This window comes from Corynebacterium poyangense, from assembly GCF_014522205.1.
Taxonomy (GTDB): Bacteria; Actinomycetota; Actinomycetes; order Mycobacteriales; family Mycobacteriaceae; genus Corynebacterium; species Corynebacterium poyangense.
On record NZ_CP046884.1, the window covers coordinates 2,557,225 to 2,571,023 of the forward strand.

15 protein-coding genes are annotated in these 13,799 nt (G+C 53.8%); 10 read left to right on the forward strand and 5 right to left on the reverse strand.

Annotated features, from left to right (window positions below; all coding sequences use genetic code 11):
• Window positions 1–10: 10 nt before the first annotated feature.
• Both GP475_RS12075 and GP475_RS12080 read right to left on the reverse strand, forming a co-directional pair.
• Window positions 11–1,504, reverse strand: coding sequence for a DUF1846 domain-containing protein (locus GP475_RS12075; RefSeq protein ID WP_187974596.1), 1,494 nt, complete (start codon window positions 1,502–1,504; stop codon window positions 11–13).
• A 78-nt stretch (window positions 1,505–1,582) separates the two neighbouring features.
• Entirely contained in the window at window positions 1,583–1,906 is a 324-nt protein-coding gene (locus tag GP475_RS12080; RefSeq protein ID WP_187974597.1) for an antibiotic biosynthesis monooxygenase family protein, read from the reverse strand.
• Between the two features lie 64 nt (window positions 1,907–1,970).
• Here GP475_RS12080 and GP475_RS12085 point away from each other — a divergent pair, with 64 nt between their 5' ends.
• The gene (locus GP475_RS12085; RefSeq protein ID WP_187974598.1) at window positions 1,971–2,795 is read left to right on the forward strand and encodes an Fpg/Nei family DNA glycosylase; all 825 of its coding nucleotides are present in this window, start codon (window positions 1,971–1,973) and stop codon (window positions 2,793–2,795) included.
• On the opposite strand, the gene GP475_RS12090 is transcribed toward GP475_RS12085, so the two are convergent.
• The 3 genes from GP475_RS12090 to GP475_RS12100 all read right to left on the reverse strand — a co-directional run bounded on the left by GP475_RS12090 (window position 2,792) and on the right by GP475_RS12100 (window position 6,161).
• Window positions 2,792–4,078: an MFS transporter gene (locus GP475_RS12090; protein ID WP_187974599.1), complete on the reverse strand. Its 1,287-nt coding sequence runs from the start codon at window positions 4,076–4,078 to the stop codon at window positions 2,792–2,794. The genes GP475_RS12085 and GP475_RS12090 overlap by 4 nt on opposite strands.
• A gap of 27 nt (window positions 4,079–4,105) precedes the next feature.
• Window positions 4,106–5,419, reverse strand: coding sequence for an AMP-binding protein (locus tag GP475_RS12095; RefSeq protein ID WP_187974600.1), 1,314 nt, complete (start codon window positions 5,417–5,419; stop codon window positions 4,106–4,108).
• 133 nt (window positions 5,420–5,552) lie between these two features.
• On the reverse strand, window positions 5,553–6,161 hold the full coding sequence (locus GP475_RS12100) for a TetR/AcrR family transcriptional regulator (protein WP_262485194.1): 609 nt from the start codon (window positions 6,159–6,161) through the stop codon (window positions 5,553–5,555).
• Between the two features lie 159 nt (window positions 6,162–6,320).
• Between GP475_RS12100 and paaA the strand changes: the two genes are divergently transcribed.
• The 9 genes from paaA to GP475_RS12145 are packed head-to-tail and all read left to right on the forward strand — an operon-like array spanning window position 6,321 to window position 13,792.
• Entirely contained in the window at window positions 6,321–7,331 is a 1,011-nt protein-coding gene (gene paaA, locus GP475_RS12105) for a 1,2-phenylacetyl-CoA epoxidase subunit PaaA (RefSeq protein WP_187974601.1), read from the forward strand.
• Window positions 7,324–7,614, forward strand: a complete 291-nt coding sequence (paaB, locus tag GP475_RS12110; RefSeq protein ID WP_187974602.1) for a 1,2-phenylacetyl-CoA epoxidase subunit PaaB — start codon at window positions 7,324–7,326, stop codon at window positions 7,612–7,614. Before paaA ends, paaB begins: the two co-directional genes overlap by 8 nt.
• Window positions 7,611–8,444 carry a 1,2-phenylacetyl-CoA epoxidase subunit PaaC gene (gene paaC, locus GP475_RS12115; protein WP_187974603.1) on the forward strand — a complete coding sequence of 278 codons (834 nt, stop codon included), beginning with the start codon at window positions 7,611–7,613 and terminating at the stop codon, window positions 8,442–8,444. The genes paaB and paaC overlap by 4 nt, the downstream gene beginning before the upstream one ends.
• A 5-nt stretch (window positions 8,445–8,449) precedes the next feature.
• The gene (paaD, locus tag GP475_RS12120; protein ID WP_187974604.1) at window positions 8,450–8,956 is read left to right on the forward strand and encodes a 1,2-phenylacetyl-CoA epoxidase subunit PaaD; all 507 of its coding nucleotides are present in this window, start codon (window positions 8,450–8,452) and stop codon (window positions 8,954–8,956) included.
• Complete coding sequence (paaE, locus tag GP475_RS12125) at window positions 8,956–10,128, forward strand: 1,2-phenylacetyl-CoA epoxidase subunit PaaE (RefSeq protein ID WP_187974605.1); 1,173 nt, start codon at window positions 8,956–8,958, stop codon at window positions 10,126–10,128. The genes paaD and paaE overlap by 1 nt, the downstream gene beginning before the upstream one ends.
• Window positions 10,118–10,969, forward strand: coding sequence for an enoyl-CoA hydratase/isomerase family protein (locus GP475_RS12130; protein ID WP_394367391.1), 852 nt, complete (start codon window positions 10,118–10,120; stop codon window positions 10,967–10,969). Before paaE ends, GP475_RS12130 begins: the two co-directional genes overlap by 11 nt.
• Window positions 10,966–12,168, forward strand: coding sequence for an acetyl-CoA C-acyltransferase (locus GP475_RS12135; protein ID WP_187974606.1), 1,203 nt, complete (start codon window positions 10,966–10,968; stop codon window positions 12,166–12,168). Before GP475_RS12130 ends, GP475_RS12135 begins: the two co-directional genes overlap by 4 nt.
• Window positions 12,168–12,947 (forward strand): enoyl-CoA hydratase/isomerase family protein, encoded by a 780-nt coding sequence (locus GP475_RS12140; RefSeq protein ID WP_187974607.1) that lies wholly within the window; start codon window positions 12,168–12,170, stop codon window positions 12,945–12,947. Before GP475_RS12135 ends, GP475_RS12140 begins: the two co-directional genes overlap by 1 nt.
• A complete protein-coding gene (locus GP475_RS12145) occupies window positions 12,944–13,792 on the forward strand; it encodes a 3-hydroxyacyl-CoA dehydrogenase family protein (protein WP_187974608.1) in 849 nt (282 codons plus the stop codon). Before GP475_RS12140 ends, GP475_RS12145 begins: the two co-directional genes overlap by 4 nt.
• The last annotated feature ends 7 nt before the right edge of the window (window positions 13,793–13,799 follow it).

Sequence of the window (13,799 nt, forward strand, 5' to 3'; positions counted from 1 at the left end):
CTGCCGCAACTTAGCGTTTTCGGTACAGCTGTTTGCGCTGATATTCCGGTTCAGAGGTGACGAGGACCCCGAGATTCCGGAAAATACTTTCATCAACTGGCCCCAAAATGGTAGTGGTGTGAACATCACAACCACGCAGCTCAACTAAGAAGTCAAGAGCCCGCCGGGCAGCCTCGGATTCAGCTGCAGATACTGATAAAGCGATCAGAACCTCATCAGTATGAAGCCGAGGATTATGTGAACCGAGGTGCTGAGTCTTCAGACTCTGAATTGGTCCAATAGCCTCGGGAGATAGGAGGTCTTGCCCCGGATCTATCCCCGCCAAGTGCTTAAGAGCATTCAGTACCATAGCCGCTGAGCAGCCTAGGAGGGCCGAGGTTTTCCCCGTCACAATGGTGCCGTCACCCAACTGGATGGCCGATGCCGGAGCCCCCGTGCGGCGCGCTAGGTCAAGAGCCGGGGTTACTACCGCCCGGTCATGCGTCGAAACTCCTGCCTTCCGCATCACCACCGCAGCGCGATGAGAACGACTATCATCGCTTTCGCTTCGGCGTTCTTCTACTAAAGCCTGGTAATAGCGACGAATAATTTCCTGGCGCGACGCTTCACAACAGATTGCATCATTACTCATGCAATACCCAGCCATATTCACCCCCATATCTGTCGGGGATCGATAGGGTGAAGCGCCAGCTAACATATCCAGCATTTCCTTCAACAGGGGAAAAACCTCAACGTCACGGTTGTAGCTGGTGACCTGCTTACCATAGGCCTGAAGGTGGAAAGGATCGATGAGGTTAATGTCATCCAGATCAACAGTGGCTGCTTCATAGGCCAGATTAACCGGGTGTTCCAGGGGGAGATTCCAGATCGGGAAGGTCTCAAACTTGGCATATCCAGCTGGGATACCGCGCCGATACTCATGATAAATCTGGGATAGGCAGGTAGCTAACTTCCCAGACCCAGGACCGGGTGCAGTGACCACCACCAAATCACGACTGGTCCGCACAAACTCATTTCGGCCAAATCCCTCCTCGGAAACAATCAGCTCTGTGTTGGAGGGATAACCAGGAATCACACGGTGCCGAGCCACCTCTAAACCAAGGCGCTGTAGTCGCTCCATAAAACTCAAGGCCATGTGGTTTTCCTCGTGCAGCTGAGTGAGGACCACATTGTCCACCAAGAATCCGCGTTCCCGGAAAGCATCGATGAGCCTGAGAACATCCTCTTCATAGGGGATACCGAGGTCTGCTCGAACTTTGTGGCGCTCTAAGTCCTTAGCATTAAGGCACACCAGGATTTCAGTTTCATCGCGGATTTCCTCAAGCATCGCAATCTTATTATCCGGGGTAAATCCAGGGAGCACCCGGGATGCGTGCATATCATCAAAAAGTTTTCCCCCCATTTCTAGATAGAGTTTCCCCCCGATCTGCTGGCGCCGCTGGTGAATGTGGTGAGACTGCAACTCAATATATTTTTGATGATCAAAACCAACTGGCCGCGCCATTACTGTGTACTTTCCTTTCTCCCTACCTCAGCAACAAATAAGCGAGGACATCATGCTGTTAATCCTCGCCTTCACCTACTAATTCTTTGACGGACTGGACTCTAGCACCACCTCAAATTCCAGTAGTTCAGCTCCCGTTGCCGCTGGTTTTCGGGGTTCTTCTCCCTCTTGCTGAGCGTGGGCGGTGTGAGCGTCACCATCTCGCCACGCGGCAAAGCTTTCTTCATCCTTCCAACGGGTAACCACGAAATAGCGATCTTCCCCTTTGACCGGACGCAGGAGTTCAAAACCCTCAAAACCTGCGGCATGGTCTACCGCATGTTGGCGAGCGGCGAAACGCTGTTCCACAAGATCCCGAGATTCTTCCGGTACGGTTAGGGCATTGATTTTTACGATACTCATGCTTATCAGGGTACGCGCTGAGCACAACATCAACCGTTAGAAGCGATTTTCTACAATAGAACCCATGCCAGAAGGCCATGTTATCCATCGCTTAGCCCACCAGCTTGAGGAGCATTTTCGCGAATACCCCGTTGAGGTTTCCAGCCCTCAGGGACGTTTTCATCAGGAGGCACAACAACTCAACGGCTCTTGTCTTCACCACGCCGAAGCAGTAGGTAAACACCTTTTCCTCCACTTTGATGCTCCAGTTTCTGCCCACATCGTTCATATTCACCTGGGGTTAATTGGGAAATTCCGGATCGGGCCGTGGCATGAACTTCACGGTCAAGTTCGGCTCCGTCTGGTGGACCACTCCCATACCTGGGTTGCTGACCTTCATGGTCCGCAGTGGTGCCGATTAATTACGGAAGAGGAATATCATGGCGTCATTGCCAAGTTAGGCGAAGATCCCCTCCACCCTGGGGCTCAACCGGATCGAATTTGGCCCCCGCTTCACCGCTCTAGCCGCAGCATAGGGGCACTATTGATGGATCAAAAGTTCTTCGCCGGGGTAGGCAATATTTACCGGGCGGAAACCTTGTTCCGGTTGGGAATCCACCCAGATCTTCCCGGTAAACAGCTCAGCTATCAGCAATTCTTAGATTTATGGCATGACCTGGTTGTTTTGATGTCCGATGGGGTACGCCAGGGTCGCATCGATACCGTTCGCCCAGAACATACTCCGGAAGCTATGAAAAGACCGCCGAGCAAAGACGACCACGGCGGTGAAGTGTATGTGTATCGACGTGCCGGGCAGCCATGTTGGGTCTGTGGCACGCCCATCCAACAGCGAGTGCTACAGGGGCGAAATCTCTTTTGGTGCCCTCACTGCCAAGAACCTCCGCATTAGTGCAAAGACTGCCGCTCTATCTTTGGATTCACCCGGGTAACCCCGTAGAGAGACAGCAAGGAAATCAGCAAGATATAGATTCCGATGGCAATAGATGTGCCGGTGCTATTCAAAAGGATCTGGGCGATCATTGGCGCAAAGGCGCCACCGATGATCGAACCAATGGCGTAGCCAATGGACACACCACTTAGCCGTACCGCCGCGGGGAACATTTCTGCATATAGAGCTGGCTGCGGGCCATAAGTAACACCCAGCAGTATCCCTAGAACCGTCACGGAGAACAGGAAAGGCCAGAAGCGAGCGGTGTCAATGAGCAGCCACATGGGGATAGCCCAGACCATCATGGCGATGTATCCAATAACGAAAGTACGAACCCGGCCTATGCCATCACAAATCCATCCTGCCCCTAGCGTGCCGAAAACCCAGGCGATAGAGCAGATGAAGGTGAGGAAGAGGACTTCACTGCGCGGCATCTGCAATGTTTTGGTGCCGTAATTAGAGAAGAACGCAATAGCTAGATAGCCGGCCGCGTTACATCCCGCGAAAATCAAGGCTGCGATGAAGACTAGGCGCTTTGAACTGCGCATGAGTTCGTTCAGCGGCGCAGAGGATTCCTGCTGAAGCTTTTGCAACTCCGAGAACACCGGGGATTCTTCGACCAAGGAGCGGATCCAGAAACCGATGATGATGAGAACAACGGAGGAAAGGAAAGGAATCCGCCAGCCCCAGGCGTCGAACTGCTCCTGGGTGAGGACCGTTGAGAGAATCAACATGAAGAGGGTAGCCAATAACATGCCGACAGGAACGCCGATTTGGGGGAAGGCGCCAAAGTATCCGCGACGGTGGCGGGGGGCATGTTCGACGGCAAGCATGGCCGCGCCACCCCATTCGCCGCCGGCAGATAGACCCTGAAGGATGCGGAGACAGACCAATAAAATGGGGGCGGCCAGTCCAATGGAATGGTAGTTCGGTAGCAAGCCCATGAGCATGGTGGCTCCACCCATGCCCAAGAGGGTAAATACTAGAATAATTTTGCGACCGAAACGGTCACCAATGTGACCGGCAAGGATAGCGCCGAGCGGCCGGAAGAGGAAGCTAATGCCAATGGAGGCCCAGGAGACAACCTGCGCTAGGGCCGGAACGGAGTTGGCAGCGGGGTCAAAGTACTGGGTGGCAAAGATCATCCCAGCAGCCTGAGCGTAGATGAAGAAATCAAACCATTCGATAGTGGTGCCTACCATCGAACCAGCGAGGACTTTGCGATGTTCCCGGGTAATACTCATAGTCGGTGTCTTTTCTGCTCGGGAATACTAATTCTTGGGGCGGTTATCAACGAGGCGTTTCGCTTTGCCGTCACCGAGATCTACCTCATCTTCGATGGAAACCTGAACCGTCAAACCAATTCGGTTCTTGATGTGTGCTTTCAGCTGAGCTTCAGCGTCGGCCCGTTGGGATTCACTGACTCCAGGGGCAGCTTCCACGCGGAGGGTGAGTTGATCCATCCGGCCAGCACGGTCTAGGACGCATTGATAGCGCGGCCGAAGACGATTATCTTCCACAATGATTTCTTCAAACTGGCTGGGGAAGCAATTAACTCCACGCAGAATAATCATGTCATCATTGCGCGCACTGATTCGCTCCAGGCGTCGCATTGAGCGGGCGGTTCCTGGCAATAACCGAGTGATGTCATGGGTGCGGTAACGCACTACGGGGAAAGCTTCCTTGGTCAGCGTGGTAATAACTAGTTCTCCGAATTCACCGTCGGGTAGGGGTTTACCGGTTTGGGGATCCACAATTTCTGGATAGAAGTGGTCCTCCCACATGGTCAATCCGTCTTTAGTTTCAATGCATTCTTGAGCTACCCCTGGCCCCATGATTTCGGAGAGACCATAAATGTCGGTGGCGTCAATACCAAAGCCGGCTTCAAGTTCATGACGCATTCCTTCGGTCCACGGTTCGGAGCCAAAAATTCCCACTCTCAAGGAGCACTCTCGGGGGTCTTGACCTTCTGCGCGGATTCGATCCAATAGGTTCAGCATGTATGAAGGGGTGCCCATAATGGCATCGGGCTTGAAATCATTGAGGATTTGAATTTGGCGTTCCGTCATACCGCCTGAGGTCGGGATTGCCGTGGCGCCGAGTTTTTCCACCCCATAGTGTGCTCCCAAGCCACCAGTGAATAAACCATACCCAAAGGTCACTTGAACTTTATCCCCAGGCCGAACCCCTCCTGCGCGCAGGGAACGGGCCATGAGATCTGACCATACTTCAATGTCGTTTCGGGTGTAGCCCACGACGGTGGGTAACCCTGTTGTTCCTGAGGAAGCATGGATTCGGGCAATGTGTTGTTCACCTACTGCGAACATCCCAAACGGATATTCCGCTCGGAGATCATTTTTGTCAGTGAATGGGAAAAGCGCTAAGTCCGATAGCTCTTTGAAATCATCCGGGTGGACTCCGTGCTCAGTGAAAACCCTTCGGTAGTGGGGGACGTTGTAGTAGGCGTGGCGTAAGGAATTCATGGCGCGTTTTGTTTGCAGCGCCGTGATCTCATCACGGGAGGCAAACTCAATTCCGGTATCGGGACCATGTTCGGTGGATACTACCTCGAATTTTGTGAGCATGGCGGGCTCCTTTGCTGGGTGAGTTCTCAAGCGATCGCGGGTGGGTGGGTATGCCACTCATCCCCAAAAACAAACCGACCCATCGGTCAGTTGTGAGTCACACTACATTGCTTCGGTGAGCCGCGCCACTACTTTAGAGCATATTTATGCCGTGGAAAGAAAGTTCTACGGTAATCTGCGCTAATTCTCGGGGACTGAGCCGACCCCCGGGCTGATACCACTCCGTCAAAGAGTTGACCATGCCAAAAATTAAGCGCGCCACGGTGTGAGCATCAAGGTCTGGGCGGACCTGGCCTTCGGCCTGAGCTTTCTTCACTAACTCCATGAGGTACTCAGTGAATTTCCGACGTCTCTCCAGCGCAGCGAGTTCCACCTCGGAATTTCCACGAAGCCGGAGCAAGAGGGTGACATAGGGAGTTTCTTCGCAAAGCGCCAGAGTGGTCCCGCGAATCATTTTCTCCAGCTTTTCGCGACTACTCCCCCCGCAGCTTTCACACTGCTCAACAACAGATTGAAGCGTTTCTAAAGCACGATCTGTCGCTTCCTGAAGGATCTCTTCTTTGGAAGAAATGTGGTGATAAATGGCGGATTTACTTAAGCCGAGCCGACCCGCTAAAGCATTCATGCTCATCGCCTCATACCCCACCTCATTAAATGCTTCTACAGCGGTGCGCACCACCGCTGCCCGATCATGCCCGGGGCGTCCACGTGAGTTTCCCGCTTTGCGAGTTTTTGCCGTCATGCTATCCATCATGCCAAGAAGATTTATTCACTGAACAGCGGGCTCGTGGATACTTCCGGTCACAAAGGGACTTGACGTGTGCCGTGTCACACCATAAACTGACCGAACGATCAGTTATTTATCTCTAGCTCACCTCCTAACTCACTTGAGGAGTAGTAAATGACTCAGCAACCAGCCCCTCATTCTCAGGATCAACTCCACTTTGATCAGATTATTGAAGAAGATTCACGGATCGAACCACGAGATTGGATGCCCGACGGCTACCGTCGCACCCTCACTCGACAGATTTCTCAACACGCCCACTCTGAGATCATCGGTATGCAGCCGGAGGCTAATTGGATCAGCCGCGCGCCAAGCTTAAAGCGCAAAGCCATTTTGATGGCTAAAGTCCAAGATGAAGCAGGTCACGGCCTCTATCTTTACTCCGCTGCAGAAACTCTAGGCACCAGCCGAGATGAATTGGTAGAGCAATTACTCAGTGGACAAGCGAAGTATTCGTCGATCTTTAACTACCCGGCACGCACATGGGCCGACATCGGAGCAATCGGTTGGTTGGTCGATGGTGCTGCCATCTGCAACCAAGTACCTCTATGCCGGTGCTCCTATGGTCCCTACGCCCGAGCCATGGTTCGGATCTGTAAGGAAGAATCCTTCCACCAACGCCAGGGCTGGGAAATTCTCTATGAACTTTCCCACGGCACCCCGGAGCAAAAACAGATGGCCCAAGAAGCAATTAACCGTTTCTATGGTCCCGCGCTGCAAATGTTTGGGCCTCCGGACGGAGACTCCCCCCATTCTCAGCAATCGATGGCGTGGAATATCAAGCGTTTTTCCAACGACGAGTTACGCCAACGTTTCGTCGACATGATTGTTCCCCAAGCCGAAGCCCTAGGACTTCACTTTGAAGATCCGGATCTGAAGTGGAACGAAGAACGTGGCCACTACGACTTCGGGGAATTGGATTGGGCGGAATTTCGCTCCGTCATTCAAGGGAACGGCCCCTGCAACTCGCAGCGGATGCAGCGGCGTCGTCAAGCACACGAAGACGGCGCGTGGGTTCGGGAAGCAGCTGCCGCCTACGCCCAAAAATGCGCCGACGCCGTGCAGGTGGATTCACGCCCCGGCGCTTTGAACACCAGCATGGAAGAAAGGACTCCGGCACATGTCTAAACAGAATCAGTGGCCACTGTGGGAAGTTTTCGTACGCACCAGCCGCGGACTATCTCACGTCCACGCGGGTTCGCTCCACGCGCCCGACGCCACCATGGCGCTGCGCAACGCCCGCGATCTCTACACCCGCCGCAACGAGGGAAGCTCCGTGTGGGTGGTGCCTGCCGAAGCTATTACCTCCTCAGATCCGGACTCGAAGGGTGGGTTCTTTGAATCCGCCAAAGGAAAAAGTTTCCGCCACGCTACCTATTACACCAAGAGCGAAGGGGTGAAGCACCTGTGAGCATGACCGCTTCAGAGTCGGCTACCCGTCATTCCCAGGGAGAAGCCATCACCGCCGAAGAGATCCAAGAATCTGGGGTTCACGCTCCTGAGGACGTCGCCCGATACGCCCTCTCCCTCGGTGACGATGCGTTAATTTTGGCCCAGCGCCTGGGGTGGTGGATTTCCCGCGCCCCCGAAATGGAAGAAGATATTGCCTTAGCCAATATTGCTCTCGACACCCTCGGCCACGCCCGCTTCTTCCTCTCCTACGCTGGCACTGCCTGGAACAAAACCGAAGATCAACTAGCATACTTCCGGAACGAGGAAGAGTTTTTATCTTCTCGGCTGGTAGAACAAGAAAACGGAGACTTCGGGCAGACCATTGCCCGCCAACTTCTTTTTAGCCACTACGCCCTAGACCTCTACCAGGAGCTACAGAATTCTCAAGATAAAACGCTCAGCGCCATTGCGGCGAAAGCGCTCAAAGAAGTGGAATACCACGTTGATCACGCCCAACAGTGGGTCCTCCGGTTGGGGCTTGGTACCCAAGAATCACATCGCCGGATACAAGAAGGCATCACCAATATGTGGCCCTATCTGGGAGAACTCTTTGAGGATCTGGACTTCCACCAAGACTTAGCCCGACGCAATATTGCGGTGCTGCCCTCCACCTTGAAGGAACCGGCTTTGTCCCGGATTACCGCAGTTCTCGAGGCTGCTGATTTAGCTGTTCCGGACATTCCCTTTGCCCGCAGCAACGCTCGGACCGGACGGTTCAGCGAACAACGTGGCTACATCCTCGCGGAAATGCAATCCTTTGCCCGCCAGCATCCTGATGCTACGTGGTGATCACCATGCAGCGTCCTCAGGAACCTCAGCTCGCCGCGATCTGGGATGCCGCGGCCCGTGTCCCTGACCCGGAAATCCCCGTGATCTCCATTGCTGACCTCGGAATTCTCCGAGAAGTAGGGCAAAAAGCCGATGGCACCCCGGTCATTACTATTACCCCCACCTACTCCGGATGCCCGGCCATGGACACCATCGCCAACGACGTGGTCGCAGCCGTAGAACCCCTGGGTTTAGGTACACCCCACGTGGAGTTTTCCCTTTCTCCGGCGTGGAGTACGGACTGGATTAGCGAGGCTGGACGTCAGGCTTTGAAGGACTACGGGATTGCCCCGCCAGTTCGACGAACACGGACCCCCGGGGTGGTGCCCTTGACCATCACGATGCCTGTGGAATGCCCTCGGTGCGGATCGAGGAACACCACACTGTTAACCCGCTTTGGGTCTACCTCCTGTAAGGCTTTATATACCTGCCGGGATTGTTTGGAACCCTTTGACTATTTCAAGGAACACTAATGACTTCACCTAGCACACCCGCCCGAAAAAAAGCCGCTTTTCATCCCCTGCGGGTCAATGATATTCGACGCCTGACCACGGATTCTTTAGAGGTGTCTTTTGAGGTACCCGAAGAATTGGTGGCAGATTATAACTATTTGCCTGGGCAATATGTTGCGCTTCGCGCCACTATTGATGGTCAAGAGGTGCGGCGTTCTTACTCCATCTGCGACATGCCTAGTGGCGGAACCTTGAAAGTTGCTATTAAGAAGAATCGCGGTGGCTTATTTTCCACCTGGGCCCATGAGCATCTCAAGCCTGGGGAATTTATTGAGGTGATGAATCCACAAGGAGCTTTTACCTCGCGCACCCACACTACGGCGCTTAATGATCCTGAAGCGCTCTTAGCTGAGGCAGAGGATAAAGCCGGAAGTGACGCGCCTCATATTGCAGCTATCGCCGCTGGTTCTGGAATTACCCCGATTATGGCTTTGACTCGGACTTTTCTTCATAAGGACCGAGAGGCAACAGTGGAACTGATCTACGCCAACCGTGGCGGAAGTGACGTCATGTTTGCCGAAGACATCGGGGATTTGAAGGATGCTTTCCCTACCCGGCTGGCAGTCCACCATGTACTCAGCCGAGAAAACCGGGTGAATCCGTTGTTTTCTGGTCGGATAGATGAGGAGCGTCTAAATACCTTCTTAGATCGGGTTATCCCGATGGATAGCGTCGATGAATGGTTCCTCTGCGGTCCCTTTGACTTAGTGCAGCTTTGCCGAGATACCCTAGCGGAACGCGGGGTAGCCCAGGACAAAATCCGTTATGAGCTTTTCAATACCGGTGATCAATCCGCTGGTCCTGGGGTGGGCGCACAGGGCCGGCATATCGAAGCCGATCCCGAAGGAGATAATGTCACCATTTCCTTCAGCGTAGATGGGTTAAGTGGCGAAGTGCTTTCTCCGCGTAGTGCTCATGAAACTATTTTGAACGCTGCTTTGAGGGTCCGCGATGATATTCCCTTTGCCTGTGCCGGAGGAGTATGCGGCACCTGCCGCGCCAAGGTCATTAAGGGCGAGTTCGAAATGGATGAAAACTACGCCCTAGAGCCCGATGAGATAGCCGCAGGTTATGTGTTGACCTGCCAAACTCGACCCACTTCGGATGAAATCCTCGTGGATTATGACGCCTAAACCCGATGTTGAAAGACCCGATCTCATGATTGACTATGTTGTTTCCCCCTCGCGGGTAGCCGAAATTGTGCTGAATAATCCGCGGAAATTAAATGCTCTTGATGAATCCGCTTTGCATCAATTCAACCAGGTATTAGACCAGGTAGAAGAAGATATTAGTAACGAAAAGATCGGGGCGGTGCTGCTTCGAGGTGAAGGCAAGGGCTTTTGCGCTGGCCGAGATATCTCTGGTTTAGATCCGGCTACCGATGATGCCGAGGGTTATTTAAGCTCTATCGTCACTCCGTTGCTGCGTCGAATTGATAGCCTCGCGGTTCCCACATTCGCGGTGGTCCACGGTGTGTGCCTAGGGGTGGGGTTGGGCTTAGTAATTGCCTGCGACATCGCTTATGTGGCCGAAAATGCCCGCTTCGGGTCTCCCTTTGCCGCCTTAGGCGCAACCCTAGATTCCGGTGGACACTACCTCTTTGTGGAACGCCTAGGAGCCCACCGCGCTTTGGATCTTATTATCACCGGGGACCTCATCACCGGGGAGGAAGCGGTGCGTGCTGGACTTTTCTCCCGGGCGCTACCTGCCGAGGAACTTGTAGAGTTTAGCCGCAGCAAGGCAGAAAAAGCGGCTGCCGGAGCACCTTTGGCGGCTCACGCTTCTCAGCTGTTAGTACGAGAGATTCGAGATCACCGGCGCGGTCTATGGGAAAGTATTGCGGAAGAAAACACCGCTCAAGGAGAGTTGTGTCGCTCTGCTGACTATGCCGAGGGATTTGCTGCTTTCCAAGAAAAGCGCCCACCTCGGTTTCAAGGGCATCGCCAATCGACTCAGAACGGGGAAACCCGATGACTGACGCTGTTTTGGTGTCGGGGCTTCGTACCCCGGTCGGTCGCTATGGTGGGGCGTTATCCTCAGTCCGCCCAGATAACCTCATGGCGCTTGTGATTCGCTCAGTCATTGAGGACGCAGGCATAGACCCTGCGCTTGTTGATGACGTCATCATTGGTAACGCCAACGGCGCAGGTGAAGAAAATCGCAATGTCGCACGCATGGCGTGGTTGCTCAATGATTATCCCGACACCGTTCCGGGGATCACCATTAATCGCCTGTGCGCCTCCGGCATGTCCGCTATTTCCTTAGCTTCTAGCATGATCCGCGCCGGTGACGCTGAGATCGTGGTGGCCGGCGGGGTGGAATCTATGTCGCGGGCACCCTGGGTGATGGCTAAACCCACCGGCGCTTTTGCCAAACCAGGCGAAATAGCTGACACCTCCATCGGTTGGCGCTTTGTTAACCCTATTTTCCAAGCTCAGGAAAAAACCACTTTTTCGATGCCTGAAACCGCTGAAGAAGTAGCGAGGGTGTGCGGCATTAGCCGATCAGATGCTGATGCGTTTGCGGTTGAGTCTCAACGCCGTGCCCACGCTGCCATCGAGTCGGGTTATTTTGGGAAAGAGATTGTGCCGGTAGAGATAAGTGACCGTAAAGGAAAGAAAACTCTGGTCTCCGTGGATGAAGGTCCACGACCCGGCACCACTCTTGAGAAACTCGCCACGCTGCGTCCGGTTGTGGCCGGCGGCGAGGTCGTTACCGCCGGGAATTCTTCCTCCTTGAATGATGGTGCTTCCGCAATCATTGTGGCAAGTGACAAAGCTGTGGAACGTTATGGTCTGCGACCACGGGCGCTCGTGGCGGGATCAGCGTGCGTCGGACTAAAACCAGAGGTGATGGGTCTAGGTCCTATCCCTGCGGTGCGCGCGTTGATGCAAAAAACCGGTTGGAAACTGGAGGACGTTGAGGCTCTGGAGCTTAATGAAGCTTTTGCCACTCAATCCCTTGCCTGTATCAGAGAATTGGGCTTAGACCCGGCGCGAGTCAACGCGTGGGGTGGGGCTATTGCTTTGGGTCATCCTCTGGGATCTTCAGGGTCACGAATCACCATCACCTTATTGAACCGGTTAGAAGAATCCCGGCAGCGCACCGGAGTTGCCACCATGTGTATCGGCGTGGGCCAAGGGGCAGCCATCGCTGTGGAAAGGATAGATTAATGGCCCTAGAACAAGAATTTTCGACGCTTCGTTGCCACGATGACACTCATGCTCTTGTGGTCGAACTCAACCGTCCACAGGTCCGTAACGCCATCGATGAAGTCATGGTGACGGAGCTTCACCAGGTCTGTGCGGAATTAGAAAACAACCCCCGGGTAATGATCATCACCGGAACCGAAGTTGACGTTTCTGGCAAAGGTAAACGCGGTATTTTTGCCTCTGGCGCAGATATTTCTCAGCTCCGAGAACGACGCCGCGACGATGCTTTACGCGGAGTAAACTCAACGATTTTCCACAGAATCAGTGCGTTGCCCATGCCGGTGATAGCCGCTATTGATGGCTATGCCCTCGGCGGTGGTTTGGAGTTAGCTTTAGCCGCTGACTTTCGGGTCGCCACCGACCGGGCAGTTTTTAGCCAACCCGAAGCTGGGCTCGGGATAGTAGCCGCCGCTGGAGCGCTGTGGCGGCTGAAAAAAGCGGTCGGTGAGCCCCTAGCGAAACAGATGATTTTGGCGGGACGCACCCTCAATGCCCAGGAAGCCCTGGAGTATCAGTTAGTGGCGGGAATTTACCCCGCCCCAGAGTTAATGACAGCGGCCATGGATTTAGCCGGACAGATTGCCGCGCTGGATCCCTTAGCCGTGCGCTTGAGTAAACAACTTTTTGCCATGCCTGATTCAGTTCACCCCGGAGTGGACAACATTGCACAAGCCATTTGCTTTGAATCAGCAGAAAAATTTGCCCGGATGGATGCGTTTTTAGAAAAGAGGCGGACATGAGCATTGATGCACTGCCGGCAAAAGTCGGAGTTTTAGGTGGCGGACGAATGGGCGGAGGAATAGCTCACGCCTTTCTCATTAAAGGCTGCCAGGTAACAGTGGTTGATGTCTCCGACAACGCTGCCGCTGCTGCCCGAGAGCGGATAGAACGAGACGTGGCCGGTTCTCTCAAACGTGGATTGGACATTTCCTATGATAGTTGTTTAGACAACTTAAAGGTTAGCTGCGATATGTCTAGTTTCCATAACTGTGACCTCATCATTGAAGCAGTACCCGAGGATTTACAGCTGAAGCAGGATTCTTTCCGGAAAATTTCAGCAGTAGCCCCGGAGGCCCTTCTCGCCACGAACACATCATCTCTTTCGGTGAGTGATCTGGCCCTCAACGCTGCGCGTCCAGAAAATGTTATTGGCCTGCATTTCTTTAATCCGGTTCCAGCTTCAAAGTTGGTGGAAATTATTGTGACTCACAACACTCGGGAAGAGTTAGTGGCCGAAGCTCGAGACTGGGTCAAAGCGCTTGATAAAACCCCCGTGGTAGTCAAAGACGCCCCTGGTTTTGCCTCCTCGCGACTTGGGGTGGCCATAGCTCTTGAAGCCATGCGGATGGTGGAAGAAGGAGTAGCCAGCGCTGAAGATATTGATGCCGCTATGGTCCTAGGATACAAATTCCCCATTGGGCCACTAGCGCTTACGGACATCGTAGGGCTCGACGTCCGGCTGGGGATTGCAGAATATCTCCAGGAAACCCTCGGAGAAAGATTTGCACCCCCGGCCATATTGCGTGACAAGGTAGAAAAAGACCAGTTAGGGCGCAAAACTGGGCAGGGTTTTTATAGCTATTAGGGGTTGA

Excerpts from the sequence above, each read along its gene's own strand:
- GP475_RS12145 (WP_187974608.1), top strand. The coding sequence starts at position 12,944 with ATGAGCATTGATGCACTGCCGGCAAAAGTCGGAGTTTTAGGTGGCGGA.
- GP475_RS12095 (WP_187974600.1), bottom strand. The coding sequence starts at position 5,419 with ATGCTCACAAAATTCGAGGTAGTATCCACCGAACATGGTCCCGATACC.
- GP475_RS12080 (WP_187974597.1), bottom strand. The coding sequence starts at position 1,906 with ATGAGTATCGTAAAAATCAATGCCCTAACCGTACCGGAAGAATCTCGG.
- GP475_RS12140 (WP_187974607.1), top strand. The coding sequence starts at position 12,168 with ATGGCCCTAGAACAAGAATTTTCGACGCTTCGTTGCCACGATGACACT.
- paaA (WP_187974601.1), top strand. The coding sequence starts at position 6,321 with ATGACTCAGCAACCAGCCCCTCATTCTCAGGATCAACTCCACTTTGAT.
- GP475_RS12085 (WP_187974598.1), top strand. The coding sequence starts at position 1,971 with ATGCCAGAAGGCCATGTTATCCATCGCTTAGCCCACCAGCTTGAGGAG.
- paaB (WP_187974602.1), top strand. The coding sequence starts at position 7,324 with ATGTCTAAACAGAATCAGTGGCCACTGTGGGAAGTTTTCGTACGCACC.
- GP475_RS12130 (WP_394367391.1), top strand. The coding sequence starts at position 10,118 with ATGACGCCTAAACCCGATGTTGAAAGACCCGATCTCATGATTGACTAT.
- GP475_RS12100 (WP_262485194.1), bottom strand. The coding sequence starts at position 6,161 with ATGACGGCAAAAACTCGCAAAGCGGGAAACTCACGTGGACGCCCCGGG.
- paaE (WP_187974605.1), top strand. The coding sequence starts at position 8,956 with ATGACTTCACCTAGCACACCCGCCCGAAAAAAAGCCGCTTTTCATCCC.
- GP475_RS12075 (WP_187974596.1), bottom strand. The coding sequence starts at position 1,504 with ATGGCGCGGCCAGTTGGTTTTGATCATCAAAAATATATTGAGTTGCAG.
- paaD (WP_187974604.1), top strand. The coding sequence starts at position 8,450 with ATGCAGCGTCCTCAGGAACCTCAGCTCGCCGCGATCTGGGATGCCGCG.
- GP475_RS12090 (WP_187974599.1), bottom strand. The coding sequence starts at position 4,078 with ATGAGTATTACCCGGGAACATCGCAAAGTCCTCGCTGGTTCGATGGTA.
- GP475_RS12135 (WP_187974606.1), top strand. The coding sequence starts at position 10,966 with ATGACTGACGCTGTTTTGGTGTCGGGGCTTCGTACCCCGGTCGGTCGC.